This is a genomic window from Streptomyces sp. NPDC056373, from assembly GCF_042262425.1.
Taxonomy (GTDB): Bacteria; Actinomycetota; Actinomycetes; order Streptomycetales; family Streptomycetaceae; genus Streptomyces.
Genome location: NZ_JBHJPX010000015.1, coordinates 176,748 through 194,243, shown reverse-complemented (window position 1 = coordinate 194,243; position 17,496 = coordinate 176,748). Strand labels below are relative to the sequence as shown.

General features: G+C 70.9%; 9 protein-coding genes and 1 pseudogene. 4 read left to right on the top strand and 6 right to left on the bottom strand.

The genetic code is table 11. From position 1 onward, the window contains the following. Positions 1-135: 135 nt before the first annotated feature. Positions 136-2,019: an ATP-binding cassette domain-containing protein gene (locus ACFCXS_RS29825; protein ID WP_376646494.1), complete on the bottom strand. Its 1,884-nt coding sequence runs from the start codon at positions 2,017-2,019 to the stop codon at positions 136-138. 59 nt (positions 2,020-2,078) lie between these two features. Continuing rightward, positions 2,079-2,780 carry a helix-turn-helix domain-containing protein gene (locus ACFCXS_RS29820; RefSeq protein WP_376646493.1) on the bottom strand — a complete coding sequence of 234 codons (702 nt, stop codon included), beginning with the start codon at positions 2,778-2,780 and terminating at the stop codon, positions 2,079-2,081. Positions 2,781-2,969: 189 nt separating this feature from the next. Here ACFCXS_RS29820 and ACFCXS_RS29815 point away from each other — a divergent pair, with 189 nt between their 5' ends. Together ACFCXS_RS29815 and ACFCXS_RS29810 are read left to right on the top strand one after the other, a co-directional pair. After that, complete coding sequence (locus ACFCXS_RS29815; RefSeq protein ID WP_376646443.1) at positions 2,970-3,728, top strand: DNA alkylation repair protein; 759 nt, start codon at positions 2,970-2,972, stop codon at positions 3,726-3,728. Between the two features lie 52 nt (positions 3,729-3,780). Beyond that, on the top strand, positions 3,781-4,764 hold the full coding sequence (locus ACFCXS_RS29810) for a BtrH N-terminal domain-containing protein (protein ID WP_376646442.1): 984 nt from the start codon (positions 3,781-3,783) through the stop codon (positions 4,762-4,764). A gap of 105 nt (positions 4,765-4,869) precedes the next feature. Here the strand turns inward: ACFCXS_RS29810 and ACFCXS_RS29805 are convergent. The 3 genes and pseudogenes from ACFCXS_RS29805 to ACFCXS_RS29795 form a co-directional block, all read right to left on the bottom strand. Beyond that, a pseudogene (locus ACFCXS_RS29805) lies at positions 4,870-5,166 on the bottom strand (AI-2E family transporter); the annotation flags it as partial. Between the two features lie 7 nt (positions 5,167-5,173). After that, the gene (locus ACFCXS_RS29800) at positions 5,174-5,389 is read right to left on the bottom strand and encodes a hypothetical protein (RefSeq protein ID WP_376646441.1); all 216 of its coding nucleotides are present in this window, start codon (positions 5,387-5,389) and stop codon (positions 5,174-5,176) included. 276 nt (positions 5,390-5,665) lie between these two features. Beyond that, positions 5,666-7,588 carry an SMI1/KNR4 family protein gene (locus ACFCXS_RS29795; protein WP_376646440.1) on the bottom strand — a complete coding sequence of 641 codons (1,923 nt, stop codon included), beginning with the start codon at positions 7,586-7,588 and terminating at the stop codon, positions 5,666-5,668. Positions 7,589-7,854: 266 nt separating this feature from the next. Here ACFCXS_RS29795 and ACFCXS_RS29790 point away from each other — a divergent pair, with 266 nt between their 5' ends. Next, positions 7,855-13,071, top strand: a complete 5,217-nt coding sequence (locus tag ACFCXS_RS29790) for a family 43 glycosylhydrolase (RefSeq protein WP_376646439.1) — start codon at positions 7,855-7,857, stop codon at positions 13,069-13,071. Between the two features lie 275 nt (positions 13,072-13,346). Beyond that, positions 13,347-15,779, top strand: coding sequence for a SpoIIE family protein phosphatase (locus ACFCXS_RS29785; RefSeq protein ID WP_376646438.1), 2,433 nt, complete (start codon positions 13,347-13,349; stop codon positions 15,777-15,779). A gap of 128 nt (positions 15,780-15,907) precedes the next feature. Here ACFCXS_RS29785 and ACFCXS_RS29780 read toward each other — a convergent pair whose 3' ends face one another. Beyond that, positions 15,908-17,377, bottom strand: a complete 1,470-nt coding sequence (locus tag ACFCXS_RS29780) for a non-reducing end alpha-L-arabinofuranosidase family hydrolase (RefSeq protein WP_376646437.1) — start codon at positions 17,375-17,377, stop codon at positions 15,908-15,910. Between the last annotated feature and the right edge of the window lie 119 nt (positions 17,378-17,496).

Sequence of the window (17,496 nt, the reverse complement as noted above, 5' to 3'; positions counted from 1 at the left end):
GAGGAAAGGGGACGGCTGGAGGATCCACGGTGAGATGACCGACTTCCTCGGTTCGGACTCGTACGGCTGATTGTTCCATCCGGCACGGCGGGGACGGGCCCGCGGCGCGACGCCACCGGCCCGCCCCGGCCGGGGTCAGCGGTCGTCGGCCAGCGCGACGAGTTCGGCGAACAGGCCGCCGGCGTGGACGAGCTCGTCGTACGTGCCCTGCTCGACGACCCGGCCCTGATCCATGACGAGGACACGGTCGGCGAGGCGGGTGTTCGCCAGTTGGTGAGTGACGACGATCGTCATGCGTTCGGCGGCGATTCTCTTGATCTCCAGAAAGATGGCGTGTTCGCCGCGCGCGTCCATCTGGGACGTCGGCTCGTCCAGGATCAGCAGCGGAGTCCGGCGGTACAGGGCCCGGCCGCACACCAGCCGCTGCCACTGCCCGCCGGAGATCTCGGCGCCGCCCCACAGCTCCTTGGCGAGCAGCGTGTCGAGCTGCCGGGGCAGCTTCTCGACGGCTTCGCGCATGCCGACGGCGTCGACGACATCCCACACGGGACCGTCGTCGAAGCTCTTCGGCTGCCCGAGGGTGATGTTCTCGCGGGTGCGCAGCGGCCAGCAGGCGAAGTTCTGCGGTACGAGCGCGGTCCGTTTCCACACGGCGTCGGGATCGGCGTGCGCCAGGTCGACGCCGTCCCAGAGCACGCGTCCCTTGTCGGCGAGGAGGATGCCGGTGATGAGCTTGGCGAGGGTGGACTTGCCCGAGCCGTTCTCGCCGACGACCGCCAGGATCTCGCCCCGGCGCAGGGTGAGCGACACCCCCGCCACGGCCGGTTCCTCCTTGTCCGGGTAGCGGTACACGACCTCGTCGAGACGGATCTCTTCGACGCGTTCCGGGATGGTCAGCTCACCGCGCCGCGGGGCGCGTTCGGCGGCCATGTCGAGGAAGGACCGCATGTCGGCCAGGTAGAGCGAGGTGTGGAACATCGCGGCGCCGTGGACGACGAACTGGCCGAGCGCGGCAAGGGTGGTCTGCACGGCGACGACGGCCGTGGCGGCGACGGGCAGAGCGACCCGGCCGCCGGCGGCCAGCCAGGCGAGCGTGGCCCAGGTGCACAGCAGGAACACTCCGCCCAGTGCGCTGGTGGTCAGCACGATGCGCAGCAGGCGCGGGGCGGCGGTGAGGGTGCGCTGGTCGATGCGGTCGGACAGGGCCCGGTACCAGTAGATGAGATAGCCGGTCATGCCGTTGGCGCGGACCTCGTCGCCGAATCGGGAGTACGTGGCCCACCAGCGCATCATGGAGCGCACGTTGCGGTCGCCGACGTTGAGGTAGTGGGTCTCGTAGTCGACGCGGGCGGCGAGGACGGCCCCCGCGCCGGCCGGGAGGACGGCCAGGAGCAGCAGTGGCAGCATCAGCGGGTGCAGTGCCGTGATGACTCCGCTCGCGGCGATCATGCGGATCAGTGCCGACACGAACCGCTGGGCGTCCTGGACCATCATCCGAGTACGGGTGACCCCGACTTCGGCCGCTTCCTGCCGGTCCGCGAAGCCGTCCTCGCCGTAGGCGGCGGTCTCCACCCGGCACACCGAGGCGACCAGGGCGATGTCGGCCTCGGTCGTCAGCAGCGGAGTGATGCGGCCGTCGGCGTAGGAGGACAGGGCGGCGCTGACCCGGCCGACGGCCGCGGCCGTCGTCACCACGATCAGGGCCGGCAGCGCGCCGTGCAGGCGTTCGGGAACACTGCCACTGCCGAGGATGTGCGTCATGGCCTGCGCGGTGAACGCGAGCACGACCGCCGCCGCGATGCCGGTGAGGAGCTGGCACACGAGGAGCAGCACGACGCCGGTCCGGTCGACGGCCCACGCCATCCGCGCGGTGTGTCCGAGGACGGACGGCAGGCGGCGGCACATCGCTCCGAAACCGGCGTCTGCCAGCGGGTTCTTGCCGTACTTCCCCTCGAACGTGATGGTCGCCGGCGGGGGAGGAGGCGGAGTGTTCTCGTCAGCGGTCGAGGCATGGGGCACCGTCACCTGAAGCCCTCCTGGGGTCCGTGCCGCGCCCGGACGGCACGGCGGTGCACGGCCTAACGACACGGCCTCTGATTCGAACGCGCTCGATTCCGGACGCGCCGGGTCCCTTGCCGCGCAAGGGATCGACAGGGGCGCCTCGTTGCTGGGGCCGCTCCCGGCAGCCCCGGGAATGGCCGAATCGCGGAGGCTTGAAACGCGTGGGGTGCATGGGGTTCCGCAACCTCGTCAGGGGCGTGAGGCAGACGGTCTTTCGCCGAAGGCCCTACCGGCGGCCCCGCCCCCCGGCTCAGGCCTCCTTCGCCCCGGCGGGCCCACTGCCGGATCTCACCGCCGGGGCCAGCGCCAGCACTTCCGGGCGGCCCGGACACCACGGCCACCGGCGGCGCGACCGCGGCGCCCTCGGCTGCCTCCCGCGCGAGAGCGCGCAGCTCGGTGAGTTCCGCCTGCCGGCCGACGAAGTCCCGCACGCCCCTCGGCAGCGTGTGGTGCGAGGCCCTGACCGGCTCGGCGGGCCGTGCCCCGGGCCGGGCCGCACGGGCGGCGGCGAGGAGGTCGGCGTGCGCCGCCTCGTCCAGGTCCAGGCCCTGGGCGAGCGCGGTGATGGTGCCCCGGTGCGGACGCCTGCTCCGGCCTCGCTCCATGTCGCCGATGGCCCGCCCCGAGACGCCCGACGCCTCGGCCAGCTCCTCGATCGTCAGCCGGCGGCTCTGCCGTAGTGCGCGCAGCAGCCGGCCGAACGGCGCCGTGATCCCCACCCCAGTGCCCACCGCGCGATGATACGGGGACGCCCGGCGCTCACGCGGCGAAGGGACGCCCGCCCTCGCCCGGGACTCGTGTCTGTCCCACTTCGGATCGTGGGACCGGCCCGGGCGTGATGATGGACGGGCGAGGTGATGGAGCGATGCAGGGGACGGACGGGGCGAACCGACGGAGGGATCCGGATCATGGACGTGGCAGCCGCCGCCGGGGAACTCCTGGCGTCCCTGGCCGTGCGGGGCGACGCGCACTTCGCGGCCGGAACGCAGCGGTACTTCCCGCAGGAGATCCGTGCCCTGGGGGTGAGCAACGCAGCCGTCGTCGAGGTCGCGGCCGGCTGCTTCCGTGCGCGGCCGGACATCCCCCCGGCGACGCGCCTGGCCCTGACGGAAGAGGTGCTGTCACGTGCCTCGTACCACGAGGAGGTCCTGCTGGGCTTCGCGCTGCTGCACAAGGTCGCAAGGGCCGGGCTGGGCGACGAAATCCTCGACCGCTGTGAGTACTGGCTCGAAACGTATGTCTCCAACTGGGCGCAGTGCGACGACCTGTGCCTGAAGCTGCTGTACCCGTTCTTCCGCGGCCACCTCGACCGGATCCCGCAGACGCGGCGCTGGGTCGCCTCCCCGTCGCCCTGGGCGAGACGCGCCGCCAATGTGGCCGTCGTGAAGTTCGTCCGGCGCACGGTGGGACGGACGGTGTTCGAACTGCCCCTGCCGCACGTCTTCGACAACTGCATCCGGCTCATGCACGACGACGACGTGTACGTGCGGAAGGGCTGCGGCTGGCTGCTCAAGGTCACCGCCGAGGTCCATCAGGAGGAGGTGGCCGCATTCCTGCGCACCTGGCACACCGAAATGCCCCGCGACACCTTCCGGTACGCGATCGAGAAGATGGACCCGCAATCGCGGGCTTCCCTGATGGCGCTCGGCAAGAAGGCCCACGGGTGAAGCCGGCGGCCCGGTATGTGACAGCAACCGTCCACAGAGGGAGAAATGAGTCGTGCCACTCCTCGACGAGCAGCCGTACATCGGCCGTCATTGCGAATCCACATCCCTGGTCAACCTTCTTCGGCAACACGGGATCGACCTGTCGGAGCCGCTCGTCTTCGGCCTCGGCAGAGGTCTGTCCTTCACCTACTGGCGTACCAGGCAGATGCCCACGCCGTTCCTCGGCGGCCGGATCAAGCCGGATCGACTGACCGCCCACCTCACCGAAGCGCTCGGTCTCCGACTGACCGTCAGGGAGACCTCCTCGGAAAGGCGGGCCCGCGAACAACTGCTCCAGGAGCTCGACTCGGGGACGGTGGTCGGGCTCAAGCTCGACCGCTACCACCTCGACTACTCCACGGACGACTACCGGTTCGCGGCCCACTACGTCGCCTGCGTCGGCTACGAGGACGACCGGTTCGCCCTCGTCGAGACCAGGCCGCTCGGGCTGAAGTGGGCCTCCGGCGCGTCCCTGGCGCGTGCGCGCAGCGCCCGGGGCCCGATGAGTTCACGCAACCTCTCGTTCACCATCGCCCCTCCGAAGGGCCCGCTGCCCGACCTCGGCGAGGCCGCCCGCCGGTCCGTCAGGGCCACAGCGGAGAGCTTTCTGAACCCACCGATATCCAATCTGGGGTCCAAGGGAATGCACAAAGCGGCCGACCTCATGCCCGGCTGGATCGACGACCTCGAATCCCCGGAGGAGGCGCTCGTCGAAATCTCCACGATCATGGAGGAGGGCGGAACCGGCGGCGGTTTCTTCCGCACCATGTGGGCCGACTTCCTGGCCGAGACCGCCGAACTGACGGGTGCGGGGGAGTACCACGGCCTTTCGGACGCGTACCGCGTGGTGTCGAGGAAATGGACCCGTGTGGCGGAACTCCTCCGGGAGGCGGGAACCACGGGGGAGCGGGAGCCCGTCGAGAGCGCGTCGAAGCTGGTGCATGAACTCGCGGAGGAGGAACACCGCCTGATGCGGCGGCTCTCGGCCCCTGTCTGACCCCTGGCAGCCCACCTCGAGTCTCGTGGGAGAACGCGGTGGGACGAACGGGGGCACCCCGAGAGACACTCAGGCAGCCTCGCCCGTGGGGTCCCGCAGGGCCTGGTAGCCCTCGATCTGGCCGATCACCACGATCAGTGCCACGACCACCAGGGCGACGAGCGGCCCCTTCGACGCCGGCGCTACGACGGCCGCGATCGCCAGGGCGATGGGCGAACCGATCAGCGGGATGAACGCCGCCAGTAACTCCAGCAGGGCCAACGGCACGGCGAGCGGCACCCCGAGGGCGAACAGCGTGATGCCGACGAGGACCGCGTTGGCCGCCGCCACCAGCAGAATGCCGTGCGTGTAACCGGTGAAGGTCCGCCACGCGGCACCGGCCCCGGCCGCGAACCGCTGCCGGGCCCTCCTAGTCGCTCCCGCGTTCCAGGACGCGGCGGGCTGCCTCGGCCTCGGCCGCCGCCGGTGACAGTTCGTCGAGGGTGTCGAGCTCGTCGTCCGCTTCCAGTTCCCTTTCCCAGGCCGCCGCGAGACGTTCCTGCTCCTGGCGGGGCCTGGCACCGACCGCTTCGCGGTGCTCGGGGTCCAGAGCTGCCAGGAATCGTCCGAGCGGGTCCGTGGGCATACCGGGCTCCTTGTCGTGGAGAGGGGGCGCGACCTGCCCAGCATGGCCGAACCGCTGCGACCCGGCCGCTCGACACAGCCGGGGGGACACCGCGTTGGCCCTTTCGCCCGCCCGCGCCGGGCCCACAGCCCGCTCCGGGCAGGTCAGGGAGCGAACGCGGGCGGCGGCAGGCCGAGGGGGAGCAGAACGGCATCGCCTGCCCCGGCAAGGGCGTACTCCGGATCGCTACCGGCACCGGTGCCCCGGCCCGCCCGCCGACCGCGTCGAAGCCTCTCCTCAGCCCACCCGGATCGCCATGTAGCTCTCTCCGTCCCCGGGCGGCCGCGTCCATGAACGGGTGACGAACGTGTGCAGCCGTCCGTTCACGAGGGCATGGCGCGGCAGACCGGCGCCGAACTCCTCGGCCACCGTCTCCAGCAGCGACCGCTCCACTCCGGCACCGCCCCCCGGGTCACCGAAGAAGCGGTTCGGGTCCAGCGCCGCCGGTATCGCCCCGCTCGACCGGACCTCTCCGTCCGCGTAGGTGAAGGAGTACTGCTCGGCGCCGTCCCGCGCCACCGAAAGGTGGAAGAACTGCCCCCCGCGCGTCGCCCTCAGACCGCTCCACACCACCACGGCGCGGGCTCCGGCGGCGGCTGACACGGCCGGGGAGACGAACCGCCGAGCATCGAACGGGGCCGGATCCCTGTCGAAGGCGAAGCTCCACCCCGCACCGGCCCGGCCGACCGCCATGAGAGCTTTGTCGTCGTAGGAGGAGAACTCCCTGCGGCCGCCCAGCCATGCCCGGCGTGCCTCCCACCAGGTCATGGGTGCGCTCAGCACGCTGCCGTCCCCGTCCCCGTCCCCGTCTCCGCCCTCGTCCCTGACTGCGAGGCGTCCGGGCATTTCCTCGGGCTCCACCCCCTCCACCAGGACGAACCGGTAGGACGTGCGGTTGTTGCCGAAGTGGGGCTCCGCGAGCCACGCCAGGCCGCCCGGGTCGAGCCCGGCCGACGGACCCGGCGTATCGCCCGACTGCCCGCCCCTCGGCGTGGACAGCAGCTCCCGGCCCCGCTCCGGGGTCAGCAGCGGCCCGAGCACGGGGTCCGCCACCCAGCCCAGCGGTGCCAGGTGATCCTGCCCCAGCGGCTCCCACAGGGGCAGCGCGTCGATCAGAGTCCGCCACGCCCCGTCGGTGTCTCCCCACCGCGCCGACTGCCGGGCCCGCTCGACCGCCTCCCCGAACGGTCCCGTCGGCGCGTACCGGTAGGTGCCGCTGCGTATCCGGTCCACCATCGCGTGAGCCGACGCCACCACGTCCTCGTCGCCGCCCCGCAGGGCGAACCTCAGGTCGGCATCATCCCGGTAGGAGTGCGCCGCGTGCTCGGCGATCAACGGCGGCAGCAGCTCGGACGCGTACCGCGCATCCGTCGCCAGGCCGTCGAAGCCGACCAGGTAGGTCTGCCCGAGCAGGCGGCGGATCTGGTCACCCAGCCCGGCGGCCCGCGGTCTGCCGTACCCCTTGGCCTCGTCCAGCATCTCCAGCGCCCGCTCCCAGCCGCCGCGCAGAGCCTCGATGCGGGACTCCTCCAGCCGCGCGTCCAGCGTGCGCGTCGTGTCGTTCGCGAACACCGGCTGCTCCGCGCCCCCGTGCGAGCGCAGGCTGTGGAACTCCCGGTACGCGTCCCGCATGAAGGCGGCGAAACTCGCGTGCCGCCCGGGCGACTCGGCACGCCAGCTCGCCCACGTGTACACGGCCCACTCGCCGTCCTCGTCCACGTCCTCGGGGTCCATGAGGACATAGGTGGCGTCGGACTCGACGTCGAGCTGCAGCCCCCGCCGCCAGATGTCCGCCTCCCGCCGCTCCTCGGGCCCTGCGTCCTCGCCCAGATACTCCTCGAACATGCCTGCGAGCCCGGACGCGTCGGCGTGCCAGTGCGCGGACTCGGTCCCCGCCAGCAGCCACACGAACCCGCCCGCGTGCCGCCACCCGTCGGTGACCGCGAGGAACTCCCGGTACGACGGGGGCATTCGCCTGCCCAGGCGCCCCTCCAAGGCCGCGATCCGCTCCTCGGACGCGGGTGGGAACCCCAGCCACCGGGTCTGCCGCGCCGCCTCGTCCTCCGCTCCCCGGGTCGTGTCCTCCGTCAGGGAATCCGCCCACTCCCCACTCCACCGGAGCAGGAAGGACCGCCAGTCGAACGCCGTGGTCTCCGTCATGGGCCCGATGCTGCCACCCGCCACTGACAACGCCGCGCCGGACACCGCGGCGGGCGGTGGGTGCCTGCGACAGACCTGTTCGACCTGCCGGACATTGTTCGGAACCTCTTGACGCTGCCCGGGCCGTCGGCTGAAACTCTCGCCACACGTGTTCACCTGCGCGTAACACCAGGCCCGCGGCAAGAAGTTGCCGTCGCCTCGTCATCTCCGCGCCCACCGCTCCGCCCTGTCCGTCATCAGCCATGCCTCAGCAGAGGACCCCACACATGACGCACGTCGCACGACCCAGCAGCCGCGCGAGACGTTGGGCGGGCTCCCTCGCCGGGCTGACCGCCGCGTCGATGCTGCTCGCCCTCGGCGGCCCCGCCGTCTCCGCACAGGCGGCCCCACAAGCACCGGCGCCCGAAGCGGCCGACCTCACCGAGGGCCTGGCCCTGTGGTACAAGCTCGACGCCGGCACCGGCGCCACCGTGACCGACGCCTCCGGCAACGGCCGCGACGGCACGCTCAGCGGCACCGCCGACTGGTCGGCATCCGGTCAGGGACTCGCCTTCAACGGATCGGACACCTACATCAAGGTGCCGGACGACATCATGAAGGGCATGGACTCGATCACCGTCTCCATGGACGTGCTGATCGACTCCGCCCAGAGCACGCCCTACTTCCTCTACGGCTTCGGCAACACCAGCGCGGGCACCGGCAACGGCTACCTGTTCACCACCGGCAACTCCTTCCGCACCTCCGCCGCGACGGGCAACTGGTCGACCGAGCAGACCACCAAGCCGTCCGACTCCCACAACCTGACCCGCGGCGTGTGGAAGCACGTCACCTACGCCCAGACCGGCTCCACGGGCGTGCTCTACGAGGACGGCGTCGAGGTCGGCCGCAACACCTCGGTCACCACCACACCCGGCGCCATCGGCTCCGGCACCACCAGAGCCAACTACATCGGCAAGTCCGTCTACGACGGCGACAAGCTCTTCAAGGGCCGGATCCGCGACTTCCGCGTGTACGACAGGGCCCTGGACGGCTCGGAGGTCGAGCAGCTCTCCCTCCCCGTCGCCGCGCAGGGCGTCGCCGCAGACAAGGACGCCCTCAGTCTCGGCGACACCAGTGGCGTCACCGCCGACCTGGACCTGCCGAAGACCGGCCCGGCGGGCGGCTCCGCCGTCAGCTGGGCCAGCGACAACCCGTCCGTGGTGTCCGGCACCGGCAAGGTGACCCGCCCCGAGGCCGGCTCGCCCGACGGCCACGCCACGCTCACGGCGACCCTGAAGAAGGGCACCGTGACCGGCACCAAGACCTTCGACGTCACCGTCCGGCCCGCACTCGACAACGCGGCCGCCGTCCGGCAGGCGGCCGAGCAGCTCACGGTCCACAACCTCGACGACGCCCGCGGCAACCTCACCCTCCCCGGGAGCGGTGCCCTCGGCACGGCCGTCACCTGGTCCTCCGCGAAGCCGGACGTCGTCTCCGCCGACGGCGAGGTGCACCGCCCCGCGCACGGCGACGGGGCCACCACGGTCGAACTGACCGCCACCGTCACCAAGGGCGAGGCCCGAGCCACGCGAGTGCTGACGGCCAAGGTGCCCGAACTCCCCGCCACGGCGCCCCTCAAGGGCTACATGTTCAGCTACTTCACCGGCGAGGGCACCTCCGACGGCGAGCAGCTCTACGCCGCCCTCAGCAAGGGCGACGACCCGCTGCACTGGCGCGAACTGAACGACGGCAAGCCGGTCCTCACCTCCACGCTCGGCGAGAAGGGCCTGCGCGACCCGTTCATCATCCGCTCCCCGGAGGGCGACAAGTTCTACCAGATCGCCACCGACCTCAGGATCTACGGCAACGGCGACTGGGACGCCTCCCAACGCACCGGCAGCAAGTCCATCATGGTCTGGGAGTCCACCGACCTGGTGCACTGGACGAACCAGCGCCTGGTGAAGGTCTCACCCGACAGCGCGGGCAACACCTGGGCGCCGGAAGCGTTCTACGACGCCGAGCGCGGCGAGTACGTCGTCTTCTGGGCGTCGAAGCTGTACGACAACGCCGACCACTCCGGCGACACGTACAACCGCATGATGTACGCCACCACCCGCGACTTCTACACCTTCAGCGAGCCCAAGGTCTGGATCGACCGCGGCTACTCGGTCATCGACTCCACGATGATCCGGCACGACGGCACGTACTACCGCCTCTCCAAGGACGAGCGGAACAACAGCTCCTCCACCCCCAACAGCAAGTTCATCTTCCAGGAGAAGAGCGACTCGATCCTGAACCCGTCCTGGACCCCCGTCGCCGAGGGCATCGGCAAGGGCGCGATGAACGCCGCCGAGGGGCCGCTGGTGTTCAAGTCCAACACCGAGGAGAAGTGGTACGCGTTCCTCGACGAGTTCGGCGGCCGCGGCTACATCCCGTTCGAGACGACCGACCTCGACTCGGGCACCTGGACCCCTTCCACCGGCTACGACCTGCCCGCCAGGCCCCGGCACGGCACCGTGCTGCCGGTGACGCAGGCCGAGTACGACCGGCTGCTGCGCGCCTACCAGCCCGACCAGATCGTGAAGAGCGTCGAGGACGTGTCGGTGAAGACCCGGATCGGCGACGCCCCCGTGCTGCCGGCCACGGTGATCGCCGAGTACGCCGACGGCGTCGAGCGGCCGGTCTCCGTCGACTGGGAGGACGTCCCGGCGTCGAAGTACGCCCAGGCCGGCACCTTCACCGTCACCGGCAGCCTGCCGGGCGGCGCGGCGATACCGGTCCGGGCCGAGGTCACCGTGTCCGAAGAGGGACCGGACGTCCCGGCCGACCTGCTCCTGCACTACGGCTTCGACGAGACGAACGGCACCATCGCCCGTGACTCCAGCGGACACGGCCACCACGGCACCTATGTGCGCCCACCCGACTTCGGCACCGGTGTCGACGGCGGCTCGTTCAAGATGTCAGGCGGCTCCGACTCGCCGTACGTGAAGATCCCCAACGGGGTGCTGAAGGACGCCGGCAGCGTCACGGTGTCGACGTACGCCAAGTGGAAGGGCGGCAGCAGCTTCCAGTGGCTGTTCGGGCTCGGACCCGACAGCGACAAGTACCTGTTCGCCACGCCGTCCAACGGTGGCTCCAGCCTCTACTCGGCCATCACGAAGGCGAGTTGGTCGGCGGAGTCGAAGCTCACGGCCGGCTCGCAGCTCACCCCCGGCCAGTGGCGGCACGTCACGGTGACGCTGGACGGCGCCACCGGGACCATGGTCCTCTACGCCGACGGCATCGAGGCGGCCCGCACGACGACCACCATCAAACCGTCCGAGCTGTACAGCGCGGCCAAGGACTACAGCGGCTACATCGGCCGGTCCCTCTACGCCGCCGACCCGTACTTCGGCGGCGAGGTCGACGACTTCCGCATCTACGACCGTGCCCTCACCGGCACCGAGGTCATGCGACTGAGCGGCAACACGGCGGGCATCGCCAAGGCGACCCACCCGGCTCTCAAGGTCGACGCGCTCGTCGGCAACGCGGCCGGCACGATCACCCTGCCTATGAAGGACGGCACCGATCTCACCGCGCTGGCACCGGAGTTCGCCCTCGCCGAGGGTGCGGCCATCAGCCCTGCCTCCGGCAGCGTGCACGACTTCACCAAGCCCGTGACCTACGAAGTCACCGGGGCGGACGGCAAGAAGCGCACCTGGAAGGTCTCGGCACTGATCATGAGGACCCCGGTCCTGCCGGGCCTGAACGCCGACCCGAACATCGTGCGCTTCGGCGACACCTTCTACATCTACCCGACGACCGACGGTTTCGAGGGATGGAGCGGCACGCAGTTCAAGGCCTACTCCTCGAAGGACCTGGTCCACTGGAAGGACCACGGCGTCATCCTCGACCTGGGACCGGACGTCGGCTGGGCGGACAGCAGGGCCTGGGCACCGGCCATGACCGAGAAGGACGGCAAGTACTACTTCTACTTCTGCGCCGACGCGAACATCGGCGTGGCCGTCTCCGACTCGCCCACCGGGCAGTTCAAGGACGCCCTGGGCAAGCCGCTGCTCAAGGCCGGTGACTTCCGCGGCCAGATGATCGACCCGGCGGTCTTCACCGACGACGACGGCAAGCAGTACCTCTACTGGGGCAACGGCCGCGCCTACGTCGTCCCGCTCGGCGACGACATGACGTCCGTCGACACCTCGAAGGTCCAGGACATCACCCCGAGCGGCTACAACGAGGGCACCTTCGTCACCAAGCGCAAGGGCACCTACTACTTCATGTGGTCGGAGAACGACACCCGGGACGAGAACTACCGCGTCGCCTACGCGACCGGCCCCTCGCCCACCGGCCCGTGGACCAAGCAGGGCGTGATCCTGGAGAAGGACCTCTCCCTGGGCATCAAGGGGCCCGGACACCACTCCGTCGTCCACGTCCCGAACACCGACGACTGGTACATCGCCTACCACCGCTTCGCCATCCCCGGCGGAGACGGCACCCACCGCGAAACGACCATCGACAAGCTGGAGTTCGGCTCCGACGGCCTGATCAAGAAGGTCGTCCCGACCCTCGGCGGCATCGACCCGGTCACCGTCGTCCACGCCGGCCCGGACGCCACCGGCACCGAGGGCGAGGCGATCACGCTCGCCGGCACCGTGTCCGGGGCCGGCACGCCCGAGTGGACCGTGCAGGACGGCGCCCCGTGCACCGTCAAGGACCCGGCGGCGGCCCGGACGACCCTCACCTGTGCCGACGACGGCACCTTCCGGGTCACCCTCACGGGCGGACGCGGAACCGACACCGCTACCGTCAAGGTCTCCAACGCCGCCCCGTCGGTCACCTCCGCCGAGGGACCGGGCTCGCCCGTCCCGGTGGGCAGGACCGCCGTCGTCACCGCGTCCTTCGACGACCCGGGCACGGCCGACCGCCACACCTGCGCGGTCGACTGGAAGGACGGCGGCCGGCCGACGGCCGGCAAGGTCACCGACTCCGGCTGCCGCGCCACACACGTCTACGACGCGGCGGGCATCCACCGGCCCGTCATCACCGTCACCGACGACGACAAGGGCACGGACAGCACCACGCTCGCCGAGCTGATCGCCTACGACCGTGCCGCCGGGCCCGCCGCCGGCGCGGGAACGATCACCTCACCGGCCGGCGCCTACCCGGGCAGGCCGGGGCTGACCGGAAAGGCGGCGTTCACCCTGGCCGCCCAGTACCGCAAGGGAGCCACCGTCCCCACCGGCAAGGCCACGTTCGTCCTCGGCTCCGCCCGGCTCGCCTTCCGCTCGACCGGCTCCGACTGGCTCGTGGTGAACGGCTCCCGGGCCGTCTACCAGGGCACCGGCACGGTGGGCGGCAAGAGCGGCTACGCCTTCCGCGTCACCGCCACCGACGGCCCGGACACCTTCCGCATCAGGATCTGGAAGAAGTCCACCGGCGACGTCCTCTACGACAACAAGACAGGCGCCCGTACGAAGGGAGTCGTCACTGTAGGAAACCACCGGCGCTAGCCAGCCGCTGGTGAGGGCGCCTGACAGGGATCCGACCTGGTCAGGCGCCCTCGTGCTGTGCTCCGGCGTGGGATGCCGACGCGAAAGGCGCCCCGGCCGCCCGCAGAGCCCGGCCCGTCCCCTTCAACAGCGGGACGTCGGTCCGTACCCGGGCGCGGACCGATGCCGGCGCCGCCGGTTGAGCGAGGCGGGCCGCGGCGGGATGCTGAAGGCACCGCCCGTGACGGGTGGCACAGGCCGTGCCGGGCGCGGCGGGAACGAAGTCGGGACACCCCATGGACAACCAACCCGACACGAACACACCAGAAGGGGGCGCGCCGGCGTCCGAGGACGTCGCCGCCGTCATCGACGCCCGCGGTGCCGTGCTGGTGTGGAGCGCGGGAGCCGAGCGGCTGCTCGGATACGAGCCCGAGGAGGTGGTGGGCCGGCAGGCTTCCCACCTGCTGTCCGCGAAGCTGCCCGTGGCGATGCGACGCCACCTGGCCGCAGGCGAACCGTGGACGAGTGACGTGGGACTGCGCAAGCGGGACGGAGGACGCGTCAAGGCGCAGCTCCGGGGCACCCCGCTGGCGGACGCGCGCGGCAGGACCGCCTGGGTCGTCACCCCGGCGGCCGTGACCTACCCCGCCGGGCCGACCGAGGAGGAGCCCACGGAGCTGTGGCACCTCACCCTCGCGCAACTTCCGCTGCCGGTGGCCGTCTACGACCGTGAGGCGCGCTTCGTGACCTGCAACCAGGTGATGAGCCGGGCCATGGGTCTCACCCCGGACGAGATGAGGGGCAAGACCCTGTGGGAGATCTACCCCACCCCGCCGCTGGACGAGATCGACCGCCTGCAACGAGAGGTGGTGCGCACCGGCGAGATGATCGTCCGCGAGGAGCAGCCCTTCCGGGCCTCCGGCGAGATCCGCGACCACGCGTGGTCGGTCTTCCTCTCCCCGCTGAAGAACGGGGCCGGGCAGACCCTGGGAATGTCCGCCCTGGTCATCGACATCACCGAGCAGTACTGGGCCCGGCGCCGCCTGGCGGTGCTCAACGACGCCAGCACGCGGATCGGCAGCACCCTGGACGTGACCCGGACGGCCGAGGAACTGGCCGAGGTGGCGGTGGACGGGTTCGCCGACTTCGCCACCGTCGACCTGCTGGAGGCGGTCGCCCAAGGCCATGAGCCGCAACCGATCCCCTTCGGCACGCAGATCGTCTTCCGCCGCACCGCACAACGGTCGGTGCTGCCGGGATGCCCGGAATCCGTGGTCCCGGAGGGCGGCATCGACATCTGCCCGCCCAGCTCGCCACCTGCCCGGGCACTGACCTCGGGCCGGGGTGCCGTGTACCGGATGGGCGATCCGCTGCTGGGCGACTGGTCGACGGCCCACCCGGCCCGCGCCGAGAGCGTGCGGAGGTTCGGGATCCACGCGGTGATGATGGTGCCGCTGCGCGCCCGGGGCGTCACTCTGGGTGTGATGCACCTGGTGCGGCACCGCACCGCGGACGCCTTCGGCGAGGACGACCTGCTTCTGGCCGAGGAGATCGCCGCCCGGGCGGCGGTCAGCATCGACAACGCCCGCCGCTACACGCGCGAGCGCCACACCGCGATCACTCTCCAGCGCAGCCTCCTGCCGCCCGGGCCGCCCCGAGCGCAGGCCCTGGACCTCGCCCACCGCTACTTTCCCGCCGGTTCGGGCGACGAGATCGGCGGCGACTGGTTCGACGTCATCGCCCTGTCCGGGGGCCGGGTCGCCCTGGTGGTGGGCGACGTCGTGGGCCAAGGCGTGCACGCCTCCGCCGCGATGGGCCGCCTGCGCACCGCGGTCCGTACGCTCGCCGACGCCGACTTCGCGCCCGACGAGCTGCTCACCCGCCTGGACGACCTGGTCATCCGACTCGACCGGGAGGAAGGCCCGGACACCCGCGGGCAGGGCGAGGGGGCCTCGGCGGAGGTCGGCGCCACCTGCCTCTACGCCGTCTACGACCCCGTCGCCGGCCGGTGCGACATGGCCCGGGCCGGGCACCCGCCGCCCGTCCTGGTGAACCCGGACGGGACGGTGCAGGTCCTGGACCTGCCCGCAGGGCCACCGCTCGGCCTGGGCGGCATGCCCTTCGAGGCTGCCCGGATCGACGTGGGCGAGGGCAGCCTGCTCGCCTTCTACACCGACGGCCTCGTCGAGACCCCCGGCCGTGACATCGACGTCGGACTGGAGCTGCTGAGCGAGGCGCTGCGCCACCCGGCCGCCGGCCTGGAGGAAGCTTGCGAGGAGGTGCTGCGCAAGGTACGGGCCGAGCCCGCCGCCGACGACATCGTTCTGCTCCTGGCCCGGATCCGTGGTCTGGGCACCGACCGGGTACGCGTCTGGCGGCTGCCCGTGGATCCCGCGGCCGTCGCCGGGGCCCGCCGGATGGCCGGCGAACAACTGGCCGCCTGGGGACTGTCCGAGCTCGAGTTCCCCACGGAGCTGATCGTCAGCGAACTGGTCACGAACGCCATCCGCTACGGCCACGCCCCCATCGAGCTGCGCCTCATCCGCGCCGACGTCCTCGTCTGCGAGGTCTCCGACGGCAGCAGCACCGCGCCGCTCCTGCGCCGCGCCCGGGTCTTCGACGAGGGCGGCCGGGGACTGCTGCTCGTCGCCCAGGTCGCCGAGCGCTGGGGCAGCCGTCACACCGCGGAGGGCAAGACGATCTGGGCGGAACAACCCCTGCCGGACTGACCGCTCGCGAACAGTGCGCCCGGCGAATTCCCCCCCGGGGGGATCAGGTGCCCCTCCGCACCTGGAGGGCGGCAGATGGTGAGGCCGGGAAGCTCGCCTGCTTCCCGGCCTGCCTGTTTCTCGGACCGTCAGCGCTGCAGTGTCAGCAGGCCCGGACGGTAGGGGAGGAGACCGTAGTCGCCACCGGAGTTGGGGCTGCGACCCTGGTAGAGCAGCTGCAGCCGGCAGGGATCGACGGTCATGGTCTGATCGGGGCCGGTGCGGATCAGTTCGCCGTGGCTGATGTCGTTGGTCCAGGTGGCGCCACTGTTGGCCTTACCGGCGAAGGGATTGCCCTCGGTCGCGGCCTGCGGTGTCCACGAACCGTTCAGACTGGTGGCCGTGAACGAGCGGAAGTAGCGGTGGCCCTGCGCACCGATCGCCTCGACGATCATGAGGTAGCGGTTCTGGCCCTGCAGCTTGTAGACCTGTGGGGCTTCGAACAGGTTGTTCTTCGTGTCGCTCATCACCACGGTCGAGGTCGAGCCGAAGCTGCCCGGGAAGTTCCCGATCGGCATGCCGGCACGGTAGATCTTGCCGTTGTCACCGGCGAAGAACAGGTACATGTTCGTCCCGTCCCCGATGAGCGTCTGGTCGATGGGGCCTGTTCCGGAGTCGCCGATGCTGCCGGAGAACAGCGCCTTCTGGGACGACCAGCCGTTCGGGTTGGTGGGATCGCTCGACGTGCGGTAGGAGAAGGCGGTTCCGCCCCACTGGTAGGCGAGCACCCAGATGTTCTTGGGGGCGAAGTAGAAGAGCGTGGGCGCGACGGTGGAGGTCGACATCGTGTTCTGGCTCGCCGACGCCATGTCCGACCAGTTGGTGAACAGGCCGAAGTTCATCGACCCCCAGCGCGTCCCCGTGTCGTGCGTGGTCGCGTAGACGAGTTGCCTGCCGCTGTAGGGGACGACGGTGAAGTCCTTGAGCGAGACCCATCCCGGCTTCGGCTGCGCCAGCGCACCCGTCGATGTCCAGCGGTACGTGGAGGGGAGATCGCAGGGGGCGGGATTGGCGCCGCCGACCTTGACGAGCTGCCACTGCTGGTTTGTGCCGCCCCAGTCGTCGTACTGGACGACCTCGGCGTTGTCGGCGGTTGACGCGCCCTGCACTTCGAGGGCCTTGTCGCTGTGACGCGAGATGAGCCTCACGTAGCCGTCCGAGCTGTCGGCGAGCCGCCACTGCTGGTTGGTGCCGTTCAGGTCGGCCCACTGGACGATGGGGCCCCCGTTCGCGGTGGACCGGTTGTGGACGTCCAGGACCTTGCCCGAGTGGCGGGACTTGATGCGGTAGTAGCCGTCCCCGGCATCGACGAACTGCCACTGCTGCTGGTTCTGGTCGTTCCTGGACCACTGGGTGATGCGGGCGCCGTCACCGGTCGCCATGTTGTAGACGTCCAGGGCCTTGCCGCTGTTGCGGTTGACCAGCACATACGAGGCGTTGGGGTCTACGGTCGCCGCTGCGGCCGGCTGGGCACCGAGGAAGGCGGCCACGAGCAGCAGGGGCGCGAGAGCGGCGAGTAATCGTCTGGCACGGACCGGGGATTGAGGACGAAACCACATCAGAGGGCCTCCTTCTTCGGAGTGGGGGTGAGGTGACCCCGATGAACCGCGGAGCGGACGTGCCGGGAGAGGGCGGAGCAGCCTCGAAACATTTCGAGGAATTCCCGGAAGGTTCGACG

Coding starts and splice junctions, on each gene's coding strand:
- ACFCXS_RS29815 (WP_376646443.1), top strand. CDS start 2,970: ATGGACGTGGCAGCCGCCGCCGGGGAACTCCTGGCGTCCCTGGCCGTG.
- ACFCXS_RS29800 (WP_376646441.1), bottom strand. CDS start 5,389: ATGCCCACGGACCCGCTCGGACGATTCCTGGCAGCTCTGGACCCCGAG.
- ACFCXS_RS29795 (WP_376646440.1), bottom strand. CDS start 7,588: ATGACGGAGACCACGGCGTTCGACTGGCGGTCCTTCCTGCTCCGGTGG.
- ACFCXS_RS29790 (WP_376646439.1), top strand. CDS start 7,855: ATGACGCACGTCGCACGACCCAGCAGCCGCGCGAGACGTTGGGCGGGC.
- ACFCXS_RS29785 (WP_376646438.1), top strand. CDS start 13,347: ATGGACAACCAACCCGACACGAACACACCAGAAGGGGGCGCGCCGGCG.
- ACFCXS_RS29780 (WP_376646437.1), bottom strand. CDS start 17,377: ATGTGGTTTCGTCCTCAATCCCCGGTCCGTGCCAGACGATTACTCGCC.